The following is a 19,737-nucleotide window of genomic DNA, read 5'->3' as shown; positions in this document are numbered from 1 at the left end:
AATCTTATTCAGATAAAAATAGATTCATGTCAATAACTTCATCTTCACTAAACCATTCCTCAGAGAGGACATGATTTTTTACAGCTTCAGGATTCTTCGTATATGCCACTATTGCAAGACTCTTTTCAGCACGGCTGCATGTTACATAAAATAACCGTCTGGTTCTATCAATTCCGCTCTCCTTTCCTTCATTTATATTTCTAATATCCGTATCTGAAAGATCCTTTGCTCCAAATAATTTTTCATAACTGAACATGAAGCCTCTCGCTTCTTCATCGTCAATAACAACCATAACCCGTGGAAATTCAAGACCCTTTACTCCTTGATGAGTACCAAATGCAGATTTATCTGAGATGTAATCCGTGTAAAACTCAAGTTGATTAAACGGGCATTTGAGGGCTGCTCTCCAGGCATCAATTATTTCGTCTTTATCCTGTGGTTCTTCTTCATCATCTCCTAAATCTTCATCTGGTGAGTAGTAGGTAACTGGAATTAAATTTTCAGGAATAGGGAAGATATTTAATTCACCTACAAGCTGAAGAACTTCAAGTAAAGAGGGCTCTTGGCCAGAATCCCATAATTTTAAAAGGGAATCTACAGATTCACCTGTCTTTTTAATCTGTTCAATTGGAGTTTCAGATTCCTTAAGATTTTCTTCATCTAAGAGTTCAGAATATTCTCTCATTATTTTTGCTACAGCAAATTCATTATTCGCTCTCATTGCTTCAACTAAAGGAAGAATTTGCTGAGTAAGAAAAGATATCCCCGATAGATTACCATCCAATAATCCAGTTTTTAGCTTGTCTTGGCTATAAAGTGGTTCAAAAAATTCAAAGAAACCTCCTCTCCGGGCTGCCATATGATGTTCTAAAGTGAGAATTTTTACATTTGAATTTAATGATTCCCATAGAGAATCAGATGTATATTCAGCCATTAGAGAAGATATATTTTTTTCAATTAGATCTTTATCGGGGATATTATTTGAATCAACAATAAAAAGACGAACAACACCATCCTCTGCATTATCCACAGGTTTCTGTTCATGCTCCTCTACATCAGAACGAATTTTATTTATTAGAGTAATTACTCTTTTAGGACACCGATAATTTGTTATTATAGCAGGTTTTGCCCAATCCTTTGGTAAATTATCACCTAAATCAATTTTTCCGTCGGTGTAAATTCTTTGCATTGTATCGCCAAATAAACCTAAGGAAAATTTATCTGGAAAATTCTCTTGGATTTTAAAAAAGGCCTCTATCAGTTCCTTTTTTGTATCTTGGCTTTCATCAATTAGGAGGATAGGATAACTGGATATGAGAATTTTTTGCATTAATGGAAATAAAGATAGAAAATCAGCTGTAATTTTAATGACCTCGGCATGGTTTAAAGCCTCTTTCCCATTATTGATCCCATTTGGGTTATAAGTAAATCTAGATATATTATCTAAATTCTTTAACCGATTCCTTTTAAATTTTATTTGTTCTTCACGTTCACGAAATGCTTTTGTTCCTGCTCTTCCTCTCCTTTGTTCTTCTTCAAGTTTTTTTAATTCAGTCTTTGTATTTTTTCTAATCCATTCTCTAATGTCATGCTGAAATGGTCGGATCAATTCCCACGAAAAACTATGTATTGTTGAAACAATAAAAGTAGAATCAAATTCAAGGCGTCTTTTAATCTCATCACTAGCAGCATTTGTATATGTTATTACTGCTATTTTTTGACCATTTAGACAAAGCTCCTTGCCTTTTTCCGTTCGAAATTTATTCAGAATAGTTACTAAAGTTCGAGTCTTTCCTGAACCTGCACCTGCAAAAAGAAAAAAACTCTTTGGAGATTTTAAATCAAGGCACTTATATATTTCATCATCAGCACTTGCTGATAATTCTGTTGAGGAATTCATTCTTTATCCTCAGTCGATATTTTTTCAGTATCCAAATAGTCACAATCGTTTTGATATAATTCATATTCAAGCCATTTCAAACCATTGCCAATATAAGTTGGAATATTAAGGTAATCAATATCAAAGTCATATAATACATCCAAAGCCATTTTGGCTTTCACCCCATCCTTAAAACTACTAAACATTTTCTCACAGACCTCATCAAGATCTTGTTCCGAAAGAGCTAGAATCAATTTTTTTAATAAACCCGTTGCTTTATTACCTTTAAATAATTCAGCATTTGTAAGAACTAAAGCATCCTCGAATGTATAAGGTATAGCTTCCTTATTATCAAAAGAAGAAATTTCGATTGGACATTGAAAGGCAACTCTAACTAAGTTATTTTTTGATTTCTTTTCTTCTTCGCCTAAATCAATTAATTTATCTAATCCCTCAATCTGAGGTATCCATTTTTTTAGGGTATCATTATTAGTAGTGCAATTTTTATTACGCTCAGGTCTAACTTTTCCTGTTTTCTCATCTCCTTTATCATCTATATATTCATTTTGTGAATCTATATCAGTAATTATCAGAGTATGAATTCCCAGAATCTCTATTAAGGGCTTAAAACGGTGTGCATGAGCTCCTCCAATTTCTAATATAGTAATATATCTCGAATCCAATTTAGGATAGCTTTGGCGAATAAATTGAGGTAAAAGAATCCTCTCTGCTGCACCTTCTACAATAATTAAAGCATCAGCAAAAAAAAGCTCACAATGAGTTGATTGAAGGTAGCGAGTAACAAATTTAGAGGTTTTATTTCCTTTTCCAAATACTTCAGATAAATTTTTAACCTCTGCATATGGAATTTCTCTTTCATCTGAGGCTGGTTTTTTCCGGAAATACCTTAAATTGGCAAAATCAGCTTCGTGAGCAATGTGACTTGAATGAGTACTAACAATCATTTGAGTGGAAAATTTTTTTGAATTACCCAACAGATCATGATTACGTAGTACCTCATATGCCTTTTTAATGAAAACTTGTTGAACTTGCGCATGGAGATGTGCTTCAGGTTCCTCTATAAGAACAAGATGTAGAGGTTGGATTACGTTGTCATCGCTGCAATCTCCTAATCCATATTTCCCCTTGCGCATCCATCTGTCTCTGAAACAAATTAATTTTAATACGATTAACAAAAGATTCTGGTATCCAAGTCCATTGTATTTTTCAGGTAAACAAAAAAAAGAATCATTTCCAAAGTAAAATTGAACGGCAGATTCATGTTCTAAATTCTCTATTGGATTTAGATCACTTTTAACGGATATTTTAGGATCGCTTAAGCCAGGATAACCTAATTTTTCAAGTTCCATGATAGCAGGCTTAAGGCTGGAGTTTATATTAATTTCAAACTTATTATTTGCATCCTTAATTGATGATAAAGCCTCAATATCTTCATAACTTGGAGATATGGAGGGATTTAGATGTTTATCATAGTATGTTGATATATGCTTTGAAAGACTTCTTTCACCACTTCCACTTGAATTAGCATCAAATAATCCTCTTTGAGCATCAACGATATTAATTTTAATTAATTTCTCAAATGGTTCTATTTCAATGGGCGAACATAATTCATCTCTGCTATCTTCATCTGCTAATTTAATTGGATCAAGTGAGTAAAACTTTATTTCAAAATGGTTATGCAATTCTTTGTCGAGAAAATCCTTTAGGGAATCTGGCCACAAATAAAATTCTTCATTTATTATACCCTCTTCCTTTGCTTTAGTTACAGTATTTTTCGCATTTTCAAAGGAGTCTTTAAATTCTTTATAGAGTTTTTCAATATCCTTTGGTTCAAATCTTAGACGAATACATAATAATCTACCTTCCCAAGTTAGTCTGGGTATTAAGTTACTTACATAGTGAATTTCAGATTCATCAACATCCAACCAAACATCAACAGTTGGAAGTAACTCCAACCAGTGATTGTCACTGAGATCCAAATCCCTTGGATCAGAACAGTTAATCCAATCCTTACCAATATTATTTATTTTAATCCAATTTGATAGTGTAAAATCATTAGTGGTAATTTTTTTCCTTCGATCTTTTTTAAGAAAAACTAACAATGCATCCATAGCAGAAGTCTTTCCACTGTTGTTTGCTCCAACAAAAATTGTTTGGTCATTGCTTAATTCAATGCTACAATTTTTTAATTTTCTAAAATTTTTAATGTTAAAACGAGAAATTTTCAAATCATGCACCTTTTAATTAGATCAATTTAATTAAATTATTTCAAATGTAATATAATAAGTATTCTTAAATGAATTTTTAAAATACTTTTAGATTTTAGCACATAAATTTAATAAGGGTTTAAAACTTTAATACAAATCCGCTGCACTCATAACTCCCGGCAGCGGACGAGTGAAACCCTCTTTCACGTTCTCACCCAAAAAGCAGATGTCATTTGCACTTTTGCACTGGTTTGCACCCTCGTGCACTTTACCAGTGAAACCAAAACGACCTGAATCCTTTTTTCAAAACTCTTTTTCTGCCCTAAATCCTTTTTTTATATCAGGGTTGCACTTTCACCGGAAGAACACACACAGACAGCCGGAGATGAGGCTATACCAGATTGTTTCTGTGTCCCCGAAAAACAGTGCAAACTATTAGTAATAGTAAGAAGCGTTTCATCATTTTCTATTAGATCAGGAGAAATCCCGCAGATTGCCGGCTTTTTAAGTTGCACTTTGGAAGTGCAAAACGGGTGCAAACATGGTGCAAATGTGCAAACATCAGAGGACTTTAAAAGGATTGTCCGGAACTTTACCCCTAATTAATTTAAAATTCGGGAAATGATGGAATGAAAATATATCAAAATTTAAAAAATCCATGTCATATCAACAAATAGTAGTAAACATGAGATAATTCATCAGGTATTTAGCTGAAATAACGGCATATAAGGCATATTTTTCAGTATTTCCAAAGACAGTTATCAACACTATAAAAAAACAATATTAAGCCACTAAAAACTAAAATAACGCCCAAAATTGAGATATTTAAACAGATTGTGTTGACATCTGGTTTTCAGACGATGTTTACATCGGCTAAAGGTGAGATCGTGGAATACAGGGCTTTTGTGAAGGTCACTTTTACCGGCGTTTGAACCACAATAGAGGCTTATTTAAACTTTACTTAATAATTCTCTGTATTCTTACGCTCTTCTTCAACTCATTGTACCTCCTCATTTTTGGGGATTACATGCAAACAACATGCAAACATTATCTTCCCGCCGGGTTTCTGCGGCACATTACTACATCTGTCGTAAAAAAGCAGGAATAAATTTTAAAAATTCAAAAAAAAAAATCAAAATATTTCATTTTATATCTGTTCTACAAACAAATTCAATCCCGGTAAAAAAATCATCCGACTCCTTTAATACAAACCTCGTATTAATCAATAAATCAATATTAAATAAAAATTAAGAGAGTAATCATGATCGAATTAATTATCGCCGGAATACTTGTTCTGGTAGTTATAGGACTTATAATCTGGTTCATAGGTATTTACAACACTTATTTCAGGCTTAAAAACTCATCAGAGGCAACTCTGGGTCAGATTAAAGTCGCAATGAAAAAGCGTCTTGACATGATAGAGCAGCTTCTTGGATCTGTAAAGAGCTATGCTGAATTTGAAAAGAGCACTCTTGAATCTGTTACAAAGATGCGCAGCTCTGTTGGAAGTGCCGGTGCCGGTGACTTAAACCAGATTGAGGCTGAATCACGATCGGTTCTTGGAAGGCTGTTTGCCGTTATGGAAAACTATCCTGACCTTAAAACCTCAAACACGGTGCAGGATCTTATGAATTCCATAAAAGACATTGAAGATGAGATTGCACGTCAGCGTTATACATACAACAACATCTCCCAGCAGTTCAACACCATGCTTGAAACAATTCCGTCCAACATTGTCGGAAACATGATTCATATGCAGAAACTTGAATACCTGGAATTTGAAGACGAAAACCTCGAAAAAGCTCCAAAGATATCATTCTGAAAGGATAAAATATGGATGAAAAAAAACAGATTGCACTGGTTTTCATAATTACCCTGCTTATTGGAGCAGCCGCAGTCTTTACTTTGGGAGTGATTCCAAAAGATGCCGTTGGATTTGACGGCGATCTCGTTGTTGATTCATATGAGGTTGTCTGGCATGAGGACGGCACGCTTTCTGAAAAATATGTCTACAATGTAAAGTCATCTGAAGAATTCAGAATGCTTTACCGCGTATGGGCAGCACCATTATTTTCAGCCGATCAAGATAACCTTCCTGAAAAGCCCCATGTCGCCCTGACAGACATTAAGATTTCTGAGGGTCTTACAGGTTACATAAAAACAAATGATGGCAGGGTATTCCTTTTTGGAAATCAGAACTCAGGAATAAAATCATACGTTGCTGACAAGGCATACGATAACGAAGCCGGCATAATAAACACCGGATACTTCAAACCGGGGATATATACTGTTGAATACGAATACAAAATATCCCCTCCGGTAGAATATGATAACGAAGCTGTGCATCTAAACCTGATGTTTGCAAGCAGCCACATCCCTTACAAATCCGTAAAAATCACGCTTGTATCAGACAGCATAAATGAAGTATTCATGCATCCTCCCGGATACGAAATAGTAAAAGAAGCCGGTAAAACTGTTATCACCGGAAGTTCTCCTGAGGATGAGAGAATTGAAGCGGAATTTTTAATGGATCCCGGAGTTATCAACAGCATTTATGGTGTAAAAAGACAGGTTGACGATGTTACAGGAAAAACCCTGTCTGCAAACAGCGGATATACCTTCTGGATTTCAGTCGCCGAAACGCTTGCATCCGTCGGAAAGATTATGGTAATTCTTGTTCCGTTTTTCCTTGTTTTATTGTATCTTTTAGTCGGACGTGAAAAGAGTTTCACAGTTCCGGAATACCTGAGCACAATTCCAAACAGGAAACTAACACCCTGGGAAGTTAACCTGGTCTTTAAAGGAGACGCGTTTGAATCCGATGAAAACGGTTTTTATGCAACCCTTCTTGATCTTCACAGGAAGAAAAGAATCTCAATTAAAGAGAAAGAAAACGAAAAAGGAGTTTTGATAAAACTAATTGATCAAAATGGCGACAACAGCTATGAGCAGGAAGTTTTGAATTTCATCGCTGTAAACTCCGGTGAAGACAATGTTCTCGATACCGGTTACTTTGAGGAAGTTGCCAAAAGTGCATCCCATTCCGGAGCTGATGAAAAGATTGCAACTGCCCTGAGGGATCGCTTAAATGATCTGACCAGTAAGACCAATGAGTCCTTCTCCGGAAGTTATGCGGTCAACGGAAAAGGTTACCTGATACCATTCTTCTTTGTGGCAATATTTTACCTGATTGCAGCTCTCGGGCTTTTCTTCTTTGCACCTGATGCAGGAGGAGTTATCTTTGTATCAGTTTTACTGGCTGTTTTGATGATTATTCAGATTTCTGTTGCGGCAGTCTTTCCGTCCACACTTTTCGGACACTGGAAAGATGATTATTACATGGAAAAACTGCAATGGAATTCTTTTAGGAATTTCCTCTCTGACTTAAGCCAGATCAAAAAATACGCTCCGGAGGATATCAACATGTGGGGCGAGTGGCTTGTATACGGAACGGCACTTGGTGTCGGAGACAATGTCCGAAAGGCAATGGAAGAACTTCATGTTGATTTGAAAGATTCCGGCTATTATGTTCCCCATTACATGTGGTATATGGGCTTTCATACAATCAGCACATTCACACCGCCTTCACAGGGCGGAGCCGGCGGCGGATTTGGTGCAGGCGGAGGATTCGGAGGCGGCGGTGCAGGCGGTCGCTGAAAAACCCTTATTTTTTTCAACCATAAAAGAGCAATATTCCCGGGATAATTCATGGATTTTAAAATTATCAGGACACAAAGACTGACATTAATTCCCGCAACTCCTGATTTGTTTTTATTTGAGCAAAACCATGACGTTTTTCCCGAATGCATAAAAGAAGTAACAATACCTGATAACTGGCCTCCTGAAGCTATGTCTGAAGATGTTATTTCATTATTTCTGAATCTTGCCAGAGAAAACAAACTATATACATATTACTGGATTTCTGAGGAAATGTCCGGGAAAAGGATCTTATCAGGCAGTGGAGGATTTATTGATTTGGAAAACGGAGAATATGAACTGGGATATTCAGTCCTCGAACAGTTTCAGAATCGAGGTTATGCAACAGAAGCGGTAAAGGCGATGACAGAGTGGTTTTGCGGGCATGATTTTAAAAAAAGGATCATTGCAAAAACCGGCAGCGAAAATACCCCTTCAATAAGAGTCCTTGAAAAAAACGGGTTTAAACAGAGTGATTTTGATAATGAAAATGATCTCTGGGTTTATCTTTATAAATACTGAAAATGATTAATTAATTTAATCATTTCACCATTACTTTTTTTTGAAAATTACTTATAATACCATTGAGATTTTAAAAAATTAAACATCATTTTATTAATATTATGTCTTAAAAGAACATATTTTCTATAAAGTGTATTAAACAAGACGATAAATTATTTTTTTGTTTACACCTTATATTACCAATACATAAAAACATGCATAAATATCATAAATTTCAACATAAATGTATGAAATGGCACTCAAAATGTAAATATATGGAACTTTCAAAAGAATATTCAGTTGAAGATCTGGCAAAATTTCACGGTCACCTCGGGCCAAATATAGTTCTTGGATACCTGATGGGAAAATATGCCAGTGAAAAACTTTGCAATGATCCTTTCAGCCTTAAAGCAATAGTCTCCTGCCCAAAGAAAACACCGGAAAGCTGTATTATTGACGGAATCCAGCTTGGTTCAGGATGCACACTTGGAAAGGGAAATATTGAGATTATTGAAAGCTCATCAATTAGTTGTGAATTTAAAACAGATTCTGCTGTTCTTAAAATAAAACCTAGGACTCTTCCCAAACTTCCAGAAAAAGATGAAGATTACGAGTTAAAAATTGAAAAATATGCTGAAGAGATTTACGGTACTGATCCCTCAATATTATTTGAAATTGAAAAAACGGAATAAAAATGTACGAACATTCCAATACCCAGATTGAACTTTCAGGAGTATATACCGCATACATGGGGGCCGAATATCCTGTTATAAGAGATCTGTCACTTGAGATCAACAGGGGTGATTTTGTAATTGTTGGAGGGCCCAATGGTGCAGGAAAGACAACCCTTCTTGAAACAATAAACGGAATGCTGCATATAACTCACGGGTCGGTAAAAATTTTTGGTATGGATGTCAGCACTAAGGGAATTGAAATCAGGAAAAAAACCGGATATGTCATTCAGAGTTTTGCATTTGATCCACTGACACCCTTTACCGTTAAAAACGTCGTTATGATAGGAAGATACGGACTTTTGGGCTGTTTTAATAAACCCCGTGAAGAAGATTACAAAGCGGTTGAAGAATCAATAAAAATGCTTGGTCTTGAGGATATGGCAGATAAACCCATAGGAACACTCAGCGGAGGGCAGCAGCAAAAAGTTTTAATTGCCCAGAACCTTGCAAAAAAACCTGATATTCTTCTCCTTGATGAACCTTTCAGCAACCTTGATCTATGCACAAGGGAGTTTGTATCAGATGTTCTTAATGACATTTCATCAAAAGGGTGCACTGTAATAATGGTGTCGCATGCATTTGATGCACTTCCGGACAAGGATTTAAGAATCGTTGTAATGGATGACGGTTCCTTAAAACTCAATGAAACCTGCCATGGTTCCAAAGTTGAAAACATAATAAGAAATATGTCGGCGGTTACCTGATGCTTGAATTTTTAATTCCGAATAATATTGTATGTCATGCTGTCGAAGCAATGCTTTTTGCATCGATTGCATGCAGTGTCCTCGGCGTGATAATCACACAACTGAAAATTTCTTCGATCGGATTTACAATGGCCCATGCCGCTTTTGCCGGTGCTGCATGTGGTATGTTTTTTGGATTTAACCCGGGCATTTCTGCTATTGCTGCAAGCATACTTATCGCACTTTTAATAGGGCCCCTTTCGGACAGGGCAAAAATGCCTGAAGACACAATCCTTGGAGTTTTATTTGGAATGCTCATGGCTGTTGCGGTATTTTTTATCGCTTATATGCAGTATATGGGAAAAGGTTTTAATGCAAATTCACTTCTTTTCGGAGATGTAATCTCACTTTACCGGGAGGAAATCTATGCTCTTGCTTTGATATCTCTTGCAGCTGTTATTTTTGTAATAATTTTTTACAAAGAGATATCTGCGATTATTTTTGACAAAAAGATCGCAGAAGCAGCAGGAATCAGAGTGAAACCAATATATTATGCACTACTTTTTATGATTGCATTCTCAGTTTCATTAAGTCTGAATATTGTAGGCGGGCTTTTATTGTATGTCTGGCTGATTACTCCAGCAGCGATTGCATACCAGTTTATGTTTGACGTGAAAGGACTTTTCATAATGGCACCAATAGTGGCATCTGTAATAAGTGTCTCCGGTGCAGTCGCAGGACTTGAATATTCGCTTCCGGTGGGTCCTCTTACGGCAGTTATGTTCAGTGTTATTTTTGTGATTGCAGTAATATTTTCTCGGAAAAGAAAAATTTCATATAGAAAAATTTAATACTTTTTTAAAATTATTTCATAATATGGATTGCAAACCTTTTATCGTTATTTTTGCAATATTTTTTGCTATTGTTCTGCCATGCAGTGCATTGAATGTGGTCTCAACGACCAGTGTTTTATGGGATCCAGTGCAAAGCATCGGCGGTTCCAATGTAAAAGTCATATATCTTGCCGATCCGGCAGTCTGTCCACATGTGCAGGGAGATATTATTCCTAACAGGATTCAGATAGAGAAGGAATTTATCAGTTCTGCGGATCTTTTCGTTGCCCATAACAGTTCGGTTGACAGGCAGTATGTAATGCCTTTTGTGGACGATTTCATGAATGCAAACGGTTACACCAAACCCGAATGGGTTACATTAAATAATCCGGATATGACATGGAATACTCCCGAAAATGCAAAAAATCTTGCAACAGAAGTAAAAGACTGGCTTATTCAGGCAGATCCGGAAAACACGGATTATTACAATAAAATGCATGAATCCTATATTGCCAGAATTGATGAAGCTGGCAAAATGACTCCGGAAGAAAAGGATCTAATTCCCGGACAGAAGGCCATATCAATGCTCTGGCAGAAAAATGCAGCAGAAAACTGGCTTGGTCTTGATGTTGTTGATTATTATGCACCTGATTTTTACATGGGAGGAAAATATTCAGCAACGAAAATGGTTGACAGAATCAATGAAAACCCAAAATCCTATGAAGATGTTCTTTACGTAATAGAAAATATGCAGTCAGGTGAACTTGGAAAAGGCATAGAGGAATCACTTAAAGACAAAGGTTTTGAAGTAAAACGTGTAATTTTTACAAATTTCCCAAATTCAATTGATGGTGTGGATTCAATTCCGGCAGTTCTGGAATATAACAAAAATCTTGTAATCCCTAATGATAAAGTTGAAGTTTTGGAAAATACAGATTCCGATTTGCCCAAACCAACAAAGTCACCGGGATTTGGAATTATAACAATTTTTGCATCAGCCTGTGTCATTCTTTTTGGGAGAAAAATATTTTCCTGAATTTTTTTGGTATTTCTTAATATAAAGGTGTTTTAAAATGGAGAAGGGAAAAGAGCATTTTGACGGTATTGAAAATGAATATGAGAGAATGATTATCAAAATTATCCCTTCGGCAGAGGATTTTTTTGGATCTGCACTTTCGTTTGTTCCTGATAAAAAGATAAGAGTTCTTGAACTTGGAAGCGGAACCGGATTTGTAACCTCAATGATTATTGAAAAGAATAAATATGTGGATATTACCTGTATCGATCTCTCACCGGGAATGCTTGAAGTTGCAATGAAAAAACCTGAATTGTCTGATGTATGTTTTATTGCCGGTGATTTCAGAGAAATATGGGGAGAAGGAAATTTCGATGTTGTAATTACAACACTTTGTCTTCACCATCTGCCGGGTCAGGATCGTGAAATGATTATCAAAAAAATCTATGATTCGTTAAATAAAGGCGGAGTTTTTATTAACGGAGATGTTTTTACGGCAGGTAATAGTAATGAAGAAAAAATGAATCTTGAATGGTGGAAGGAAAATATGATAGAAAACGGTCTTCCTTTGGATGAAGCTGATTCGATGATTCAAAAAAGGATAAACAATTCTCAATATTTTGATACAATTCATGGATATTATAGAAAGATGAAGTCAGCCGGTTTCAAAGATATTTATCATCCATATAAGAACAGGATATACAGTACTTTTGCAGGTTTTAAATAAATAATCCCGTTAAAATTTCTATTTTTAAAATCCTCCGGGAAGTTTTTCAGACTAAACCTTTTTACAGGAGAAACCCACTTGGGGTATTATGAAGGGGGGAGAAGCGGCATTATCCGTTTTGATAATTATTTTTTCACTGACAGCCTGTGTGTCAGGGCATGTGCCGGAAATAAAAGGTGGAAACGAAGGAATAGAAAATGCTGTTTATCTGGATGATCCTTTTAAATCATGGGCATTTTACGGTACTTTTGAAAATCCCGGATCGGTTTCATACTATGAATTTTACCTTGAAAAAGGGGAAAGGTTATGGTTTTCAGTATTTACACCCAAAAAAGATCCTGTCCATCCTGAAGCTGTACTAATCGGTCCCGGTATTGAAAGCAAAGGGGATATTTCTGATAAAATAACTGTTCCTGAAAATTACGGCTATATCGTAATTAGCGGAAAAAAACCTGATATGCCGGATTATGAACCTTTTACTCCTTCTGCAAATTATCAGTGGTCTGAATATGAATACTTCGCAGAGCTTCCCGGCACACATTATATTGCAATGTTTAACAAAGGAACAGGTTCTGGAAATTATGGTCTTGCCATCGGTTATCGTGAGGAGTTTTTAATATCTGAGTGGGTTTTGATTCCTGTTTCAATTGCCAATATAAGAATTTGGGAAGGAAACAGTCCGGCTTTTGTATTTGGATTTCCTATATTCATTGTATTTCCCGGACTGCTTTATCTATTCAGGATTAAAAAAGAAACCGTTCCTATAAAACCGGAAACACTGACGGGAATTACAGGAGCTCTATTGTATATCGCAGGATCAGTTTTTATGCTGATTCAGGCGGTTATTGCACTTTTTAAAACAGGTTTTCAGGCATCATTTGGAGCAACTGCAATCTTTATTTTAATTCCCCTGATTCTTGGATTATTGATACTAAAATATTATTTAAAACCCGAACAAAATCCTGTCAAAAAGGAAGGAATTAAACTGATATTCTTTGGCATTATCGGATTAATTGTCTGGTCAGGATATATTATCGGGCCGTTTTTGGCAATTATTTCAGGACTGATGATTCTATATAAAACCTGAATTTGATTGACAAATTCAAATATCCTCATTCCTTTAATGGCGCGTGAATGACAGGGATGGTGATGGAATAGTCCCTAAAAAGAGCGTAACTATCGCTAAAATCCTTCCATACATTCCAAAATACAATATTATAATTAGCGAAAAAGCAAAACTAAAAATATGAATAAAACATTGACAACAGTCCTTTTCATGCTCATTCTTGGCATTTTTCTTATAACAGCCGGCTGTACACAGGGACAGCCTGAGATAGTGACTCCACCACAGGAAGATAACAAAACCTTCCAACAGGATACCTACATCTCCAATGAAACACTCGTCGCCTTTGTTGACAGAGCAGCAGCCTATGTAAATACATATGGCAAGGAAAAAGCACTTGCAGAATTTAACGACCTGAATGGTTCATTTATCGAGGGTGAACTCTATATCTACGCCTATGACTTCAACGGTACAACCCTCGCCCACCCGGTCAATCCTGAAAAAGTCGGAATAAACCGTCTGAATGAAGGAAAAGTGGGAGTTTTTCTCAAAGAATCCCAAGATGCTGTCAGGAATGGAAACGGCTTCTGTCAGATAGAATATATCAATCCCACACACAACCAGACGCTCGAATCAAAACTGGTGTATGGTGTTCAGATCGATGATGACTGGTGGCTGGGGTCCGGCATATACACAGGTCCGGTAAACCCGTCACCTGCGCAATAACCCGTCTTCCCGCAGACCACACCTGCATCCGCCCCGGACATTTGAAATTTGGGACAGAATAACAAAAGGGAATTCCCTTTTTTCCTTTTATTTTCAGCAGTTTACCAATAATCGGGAATATTCTCCTTCCTCAATTACTCTTCTTCTTATGAGTAAATTTCCTGCATATTTTCCGACTCCTTATCTCCACCCGGCGCCAACCTTTCTTTCACTATGGAGAAGAAAGAGTTTGAGACAATACTTGCCTATGTCGAGACGTTCTTCAGTCAGTCGGGAGCACACGGTCTTGACCACATCCTCCGCGTCACCCGGCTCTCCCAGGAGATAGGAGTGGCCGAGGGTGCGGATATGCGGGTCCTCATCCCGGCCGCCCTCTTCCACGATATTGCCCGTCCACTGGAGGAGGAGAGCGGCATCCCCCACGAGCAGGAAGGGGCACGAATTGCAGAAGAATACCTCAGGCAGGCGGGTTACGACGCAGCACGCATCACAGCAATTACCCACGCGATACGCACCCACCGATTCAGCACCGGCCCCGAACCGGAGACCCTGGAGGCAAAAATACTCTCTGACGCCGACAAACTCGACGCGATGGGAGCGGTCGGAATTGCACGGACGTTTATGCGGGCAGGCGAACACGGGGACGGCATCGAGGGCGCTGTGAGTCATATCCATGAAAAACTGTTGAAGCTTCAGGGGCTGATGTACACGGCCGGTGCGAAGGAGATTGCTGAGCAAAGGCACGCCCTCCTGCAGCGGTTTGCAGACTCCCTTGAGGATGAAACCGGTGCCTGATAATACACGATGGCGTATTTAACACCTGATCCCATGTATTTCCGGACTAAAAATTCTCTTTTGTACAGGAGCTAACTAAAAAACGGACTGTATCCTGAAAAAAATATTATATTTTAATAAATCATTGTTTTTTATTCGAATATAGGCAAATTCCTGCAAGCAACGCACCAATGATACCAATCACTCCAACACCTGTTTCTTTCGATACCGGTTTTGCAGTTGCTGATGTTTTTTCATTACCTGGAATTTCAGCCTCATGGTTTCCATTTCCTTCATTTTGTAAAGCTACTGTACGTATGACTGCTCTGCCTGTATCATCCTGATCTGTCCAGAAAATATTGTTTCCGGATATTTCCATATTCAGAGGTCCGTCATACCCGAATTTAAGATTTGCAATTTTTTCCTGATTGCCGGTTGAAATTTCATAAAGCCAAAGAGTCCATCTGCCATCTTTTTTATCCTCCCAGATTACATAGTCGCCTTCTATTTTTGGAGAAGACAAATCATCAAAAGATTCAGCAATCATTATCGTTGTATTTTCAGACAAATTAGTTAAAAAAATCTTTTTTGAAGTATTTTGCAGGGCATCTGAAACACTTTCATCTCTGAGCCAGACAACAAAATCTCCGGATATGTCTGCCATACCCTGCCAGAAAGGTTCCTTGTGTACTGCAAATTCATAATTTTTGTTGAGATCAAATCCATACACATTTGCAAAGGGATCTGATTCCCGGTCTCTCCATATGATTATATCTCCTGATATGGCAGGCTCAATACGTGATTTTGGATCTTTGGATATTGCGTTTTTCTCACCTGTTGTTATGTTTAACAGGAAAATATCTGTATGGTTGCTATACAGATCAGCCTCGGAAGTTAAAATCCGGTCACTATCCAGTACAATGGCAGACGGTCTTCCAAAATCCCTGTATAAGCTGATATTGGTTTTCGTTTTTTCTTTAAAATCATACAGCGTCATTATCCCCTGACCCTGATACCAGAGCAGATTGTTTCCTGAAATATCAAATAAATCAGTGGCAGGGTAAATGTCTGTAGCAACAGTTTCTGTTTCACCTGATACGAGATTATACAACACAAGCCTGTTATCTTCAGGAGCAGTTCCTTTCAGGTTTATTACACCAATAAGGACATTTGAGCCGTCTGCCTTAACATATAAATGTGAATTTTGATTAAGGTCTCCGGAATATATCTCCTTTACAGGTCCTGTTTCAATATCCGCAGCAATACAGGGAGTTACCAGCATTATTACCATTAACGCAAACGCAAAAACACAACTTTTCATCATGAAAACACCTTTTTTTTGGATTTTATTATGTGATAATTGATAATACAATATAAAATATTTATTGCACAAATATCAAAACAAGGACTAAAAAATACTTCCAAAAAGAGCATCCCATTTTAGTTAATAATATACAGGTGATTTTGGATAATTGCTGACTTGTGTTTCATTCCGGCAAAAATACTAATGAAATACTAAATTATTTAAAATTAGTAATTAGAAAAATTGCCTTAAATGCATGATATCGGAAATGAAAAAAGAGATATTATCTAAAATTGAACCATCGCTTTTTTTTCTTTGGGTTTGGTCCAAATCTTTTTTTATTTTTTCCCAAATGATAGAGACTTCGTCCTTAAATTCTTAGTAATAATTTAATTCTTGAATCAATTTCCAGACTTTTTCATCATCAAGATCGGCAATAAGTTCCTCACTTCCTTCGGTAATGCAACAAAGTTTCCTTTTTCGCCATTCTAGGGAAGATACTAAGATTTCAAAAGCCCTCTTATCCAGTTGTTTAGCATCCAACTCTTTCTAAATTTTCTTTTCTGTTGAGACCATCCAATCTCTATTTGATGTTGATGTTGAAATATTGTTGATAATTATTGGGCAATATCAAATAGATTTCATAAGGTTGATGTATGATGCTGAACGAGTCAATTATTGACTTGAATATATTCTTAATTCAATAATTCACATAATTTGGTGCAGTTGCATGGATCTAACTGAAAATCAGACGCGTAAACTGAAGATTGATGTTCTGCTCAGGGAGCAGGGCTGGGATGTTGACAGTCGTTCGCATGTTGTTCCTGAGGTTGATACGAAGCAGTCTGATTTCAATGCCTTCGACTACAAGACTGTAGAAGAGACGCTCAAGAACGATCTTGAAAGTAGATATGCAGATTATCTCCTGCTGGACAGTCTGAGAAATCCCCTTGCCATCATCGAGGCAAAACGAACATCAAAAGACCCCAATATCGGTCAAAAACAGGCCGAACAATATGCAGATGATATCAAACACCAGACGGGTCGGGATGTCTTCATTTTTCTTACAAACGGCTATGAGATCTCGTTCTGGGATCGACAGCTCTACCCTCCCCGGCCGGTGACCGGGTTCTACGCCCGCAAAGACCTTGAGCGGCTTCGCTTTCAGAATGAACAGGTTCAACCGGACACACCGGGAGGAGTAAATACTGATATTGTTGACCGCCCGAAGAGTATCGAGAATGTCAAGCGGATAGTGGAGCACATCCAGAAGGGACACCGGAAGGCGTTGATTGTGATGGCTACGGGCACAGGCAAGACCCGTGTCGCAATGGCAATTATCGATGCCCTCATGCAGGAGAACCGTGCCCACCGGGTGCTCTTCCTTGCAGACAGAAAGGCACTGCGGGATCAGGCATGGAACAAAGGGTTTCAGGAGTTCTTCCCGCAGGAGGCGAAGGACAAAATCCTGCACGGGAATTTCAACAAGGAAAAGCGGCTCTATGTCTCCACCATCCAGACGTTTCAGGAAATTTATACCCAGAAGGATGAGAACGGACAATATCTCATCTCGCCCGGTGAGTTTGACCTTATCATCTCTGACGAGGCACACCGCAGTATCTACAATAAATGGCGGGATGTCTTCACCTATCTCGATGCCATCCAGATTGGGCTGACCGCAACGCCCGCTGACCTTGTTGACCGTGACACCTTCCGGTTCTTTGGGTGTGATGACCAGGCACCAACTGCTCTTTACTCATATGAGGAGGCAGTAAAGGACGGTATCCTCTGTGATTTCCGCAAGAATATCATGGGTGCCCAGACCCATTTCCAGATTGAAGGGGTGAAGCCCTCAGACCTGAGCGAGACCGAACGAAACCGCCTCATCGAGCAGGGCATCGATCCGGACGAGATCGATTTTGATGGTTCTGTTCTGGAGAAGAAGATTGCTGTGAAGGGAACGTCAGAAGCAATCGTCCGTGAGTTCATGGACAACTGCCAGATGGATGAAACCGGCACACTCCCGGCGAAGACAATCTTCTTTGCGATATCAAAGAAGCATGCGAACCGGCTTCATGAGGCGTTCAATGACCTCTATCCTGAATACAAGGGGAATCTGGCACGCATCATTGTCTCTGAGGACTCCCGTGCACAGGATCTCATCAAAGACTTTGAGAAGGAATCTTTTCCCCGTGTAGCAATCTCGGTCGATATGCTCGACACCGGCATTGACGTGCCGGAGGTCTGCAACCTTGTTTTTGCAAAACCGGTCTTTTCCAAGATCAAATTCTGGCAGATGCTGGGGAGGGGAACACGGGCAGATGCGGCATGCAAACACCGTGACTGGCTCCCGGACGGGAAGAAGGAGTATTTCAAGGTCTTCGATTTCTGGAACAACTTTGATTACTGGAACATGAACCCGGAAGGGGTGAAGAACGAACCCATCGAAGCTATTACCAGTCGGATCTTTCTTCTGCGGTTAAAGCAGCTTGACCGGCTGATACAGGCGGGAGATGAGGAAGGTGCTGCGGTGATCCGGGCAAAAATCGAGGACGACATCCGTGCCCTGCCGCAAGACTCTGTTAGTGTGCGGGAACACGAACAGGAGATCGCAAAAGCACTCTCTCCGAAATTATGGGATAATATTGCCATCGACCCGGTTGAATATCTGACGTCCCATATGATGCCACTGATGCGGTACCAGACGGGTGTCAATCTCAAGGAAGCGTCCTTTACGATCAAGACCGAGCGGCTTGCGCTTGCTGTCTTAGAAGGAAATGACAAAGAAATTGAGCGGCAGAAGAAGGCCATCGCTGAGATGGTTGACCTTCTCCCCCGCAATCTCGAAAAAGTCAGGCAAAAGGAAGAGCAACTGGATGACGTGCTCTCCTATTCATTCTGGAAGGGAATCTCATTTGAGGATACCCGGATGCTTGTTTCTGATATCGCACCGCTGATGAAGTACATGTCAAAGGAGACACCCCAGACGATTGTCATTGACATGGGCGATGTGATTGAGGAACGCACCAAGTGGGAGGTGAACGAGGAAGCCCCTCCCTATGTCACCGCGTTTGTCAAGAAGGTGGAGGAGCGAATCCGCGAGATGGCGACCGAAGATCCGGTCATCAAAAAAATTGCCAACGATGAGGCAATCACCGAGACCGATCTCTCCCGTCTTGAAGAAACCCTCACGGATGCAGGGGTGGACATCACCGGGGAAACCTTGCAGAAGGGATACCGGCAGCCACGGGGAACGCTCGTTGATTTCATCAAATCAGTCCTGGGACTCTACCAGGCACCCGACCCGAAAGAGCAGATCGAGGAGGCGTTCCAGACCTTCATGGTGGAAAACAACAAGCACTACACCGCCGACCAGCTCCATTTCATCAGGACAATTCAGACGGTATTTATGCGCAAAAAACACATAGATATGAAAGATCTCTGGGACGCCCCGTTCACCAATTTTGGCATCAACGCACCGCTGCCGATGTTTGACGAAGGCGATCTCAGGGCGTTCATTGGCATCTGTCAGGGACTGGAACAGGAATTGTTTGTTGCGGAGGCATGAGGAGAAG

Annotated in this window: 15 protein-coding genes; 12 read left to right on the top strand and 3 right to left on the bottom strand. The window is 38.9% G+C overall.

Features of this window, described 5'->3' with window-relative positions; all coding sequences use genetic code 11:
* Nucleotides 1-4 precede the first annotated feature (4 nt).
* Entirely contained in the window at nt 5-1,900 is a 1,896-nt protein-coding gene (locus tag F1737_RS05185; RefSeq protein ID WP_317137711.1) for a UvrD-helicase domain-containing protein, read from the bottom strand.
* Nucleotides 1,897-4,128 (bottom strand): ATP-dependent nuclease, encoded by a 2,232-nt coding sequence (locus tag F1737_RS05180; protein ID WP_317137710.1) that lies wholly within the window; start codon nt 4,126-4,128, stop codon nt 1,897-1,899. Before F1737_RS05180 ends, F1737_RS05185 begins: the two co-directional genes overlap by 4 nt.
* Before the next feature lie 1,240 nt (nt 4,129-5,368).
* Between F1737_RS05180 and F1737_RS05175 the strand changes: the two genes are divergently transcribed.
* The 11 genes from F1737_RS05175 (at nt 5,369) to F1737_RS05125 (ending at nt 14,880) form a co-directional block, all read left to right on the top strand.
* Nucleotides 5,369-5,929 (top strand): LemA family protein, encoded by a 561-nt coding sequence (locus F1737_RS05175; protein ID WP_317137709.1) that lies wholly within the window; start codon nt 5,369-5,371, stop codon nt 5,927-5,929.
* An 11-nt stretch (nt 5,930-5,940) separates the two neighbouring features.
* Nucleotides 5,941-7,764, top strand: coding sequence for a DUF2207 domain-containing protein (locus F1737_RS05170; protein ID WP_317137708.1), 1,824 nt, complete (start codon nt 5,941-5,943; stop codon nt 7,762-7,764).
* Between the two features lie 51 nt (nt 7,765-7,815).
* Nucleotides 7,816-8,325 (top strand): GNAT family N-acetyltransferase, encoded by a 510-nt coding sequence (locus F1737_RS05165; protein ID WP_317137707.1) that lies wholly within the window; start codon nt 7,816-7,818, stop codon nt 8,323-8,325.
* 254 nt (nt 8,326-8,579) lie between these two features.
* Nucleotides 8,580-8,996, top strand: a complete 417-nt coding sequence (locus F1737_RS05160; protein WP_317137706.1) for a formylmethanofuran dehydrogenase subunit E family protein — start codon at nt 8,580-8,582, stop codon at nt 8,994-8,996.
* Between the two features lie 2 nt (nt 8,997-8,998).
* Complete coding sequence (locus tag F1737_RS05155; RefSeq protein WP_317137705.1) at nt 8,999-9,742, top strand: metal ABC transporter ATP-binding protein; 744 nt, start codon at nt 8,999-9,001, stop codon at nt 9,740-9,742.
* Nucleotides 9,742-10,572 carry a metal ABC transporter permease gene (locus F1737_RS05150; RefSeq protein ID WP_317137704.1) on the top strand — a complete coding sequence of 277 codons (831 nt, stop codon included), beginning with the start codon at nt 9,742-9,744 and terminating at the stop codon, nt 10,570-10,572. The genes F1737_RS05155 and F1737_RS05150 overlap by 1 nt, the downstream gene beginning before the upstream one ends.
* A gap of 25 nt (nt 10,573-10,597) precedes the next feature.
* The gene (locus F1737_RS05145) at nt 10,598-11,590 is read left to right on the top strand and encodes a metal ABC transporter substrate-binding protein (RefSeq protein WP_317137703.1); all 993 of its coding nucleotides are present in this window, start codon (nt 10,598-10,600) and stop codon (nt 11,588-11,590) included.
* Between the two features lie 37 nt (nt 11,591-11,627).
* On the top strand, nt 11,628-12,296 hold the full coding sequence (locus F1737_RS05140) for a class I SAM-dependent methyltransferase (protein ID WP_317137702.1): 669 nt from the start codon (nt 11,628-11,630) through the stop codon (nt 12,294-12,296).
* Nucleotides 12,297-12,384: 88 nt separating this feature from the next.
* Nucleotides 12,385-13,383 (top strand): hypothetical protein, encoded by a 999-nt coding sequence (locus F1737_RS05135; RefSeq protein ID WP_317137701.1) that lies wholly within the window; start codon nt 12,385-12,387, stop codon nt 13,381-13,383.
* Nucleotides 13,384-13,542: 159 nt separating this feature from the next.
* Nucleotides 13,543-14,085 carry a cache domain-containing protein gene (locus tag F1737_RS05130; RefSeq protein ID WP_317137700.1) on the top strand — a complete coding sequence of 181 codons (543 nt, stop codon included), beginning with the start codon at nt 13,543-13,545 and terminating at the stop codon, nt 14,083-14,085.
* A 213-nt stretch (nt 14,086-14,298) separates the two neighbouring features.
* Complete coding sequence (locus F1737_RS05125) at nt 14,299-14,880, top strand: HD domain-containing protein (protein WP_317137699.1); 582 nt, start codon at nt 14,299-14,301, stop codon at nt 14,878-14,880.
* 121 nt (nt 14,881-15,001) lie between these two features.
* Here the strand turns inward: F1737_RS05125 and F1737_RS05120 are convergent, their stop codons facing one another.
* Nucleotides 15,002-16,183, bottom strand: coding sequence for a TolB family protein (locus tag F1737_RS05120; protein WP_317137698.1), 1,182 nt, complete (start codon nt 16,181-16,183; stop codon nt 15,002-15,004).
* Nucleotides 16,184-16,892: 709 nt separating this feature from the next.
* On the opposite strand from F1737_RS05120, the gene F1737_RS05115 reads away from it, so the two are divergent.
* Nucleotides 16,893-19,730, top strand: a complete 2,838-nt coding sequence (locus tag F1737_RS05115; RefSeq protein ID WP_317137697.1) for a type I restriction endonuclease subunit R — start codon at nt 16,893-16,895, stop codon at nt 19,728-19,730.
* The last annotated feature ends 7 nt before the right edge of the window (nt 19,731-19,737 follow it).

Origin of the sequence: Methanoplanus sp. FWC-SCC4 (assembly GCF_032878975.1) — an archaeon.
GTDB classification, from domain to species: Archaea; Halobacteriota; Methanomicrobia; order Methanomicrobiales; family Methanomicrobiaceae; genus Methanochimaera; species Methanochimaera problematica.
This window is presented reverse-complemented; position numbering and strand designations above follow the sequence as displayed.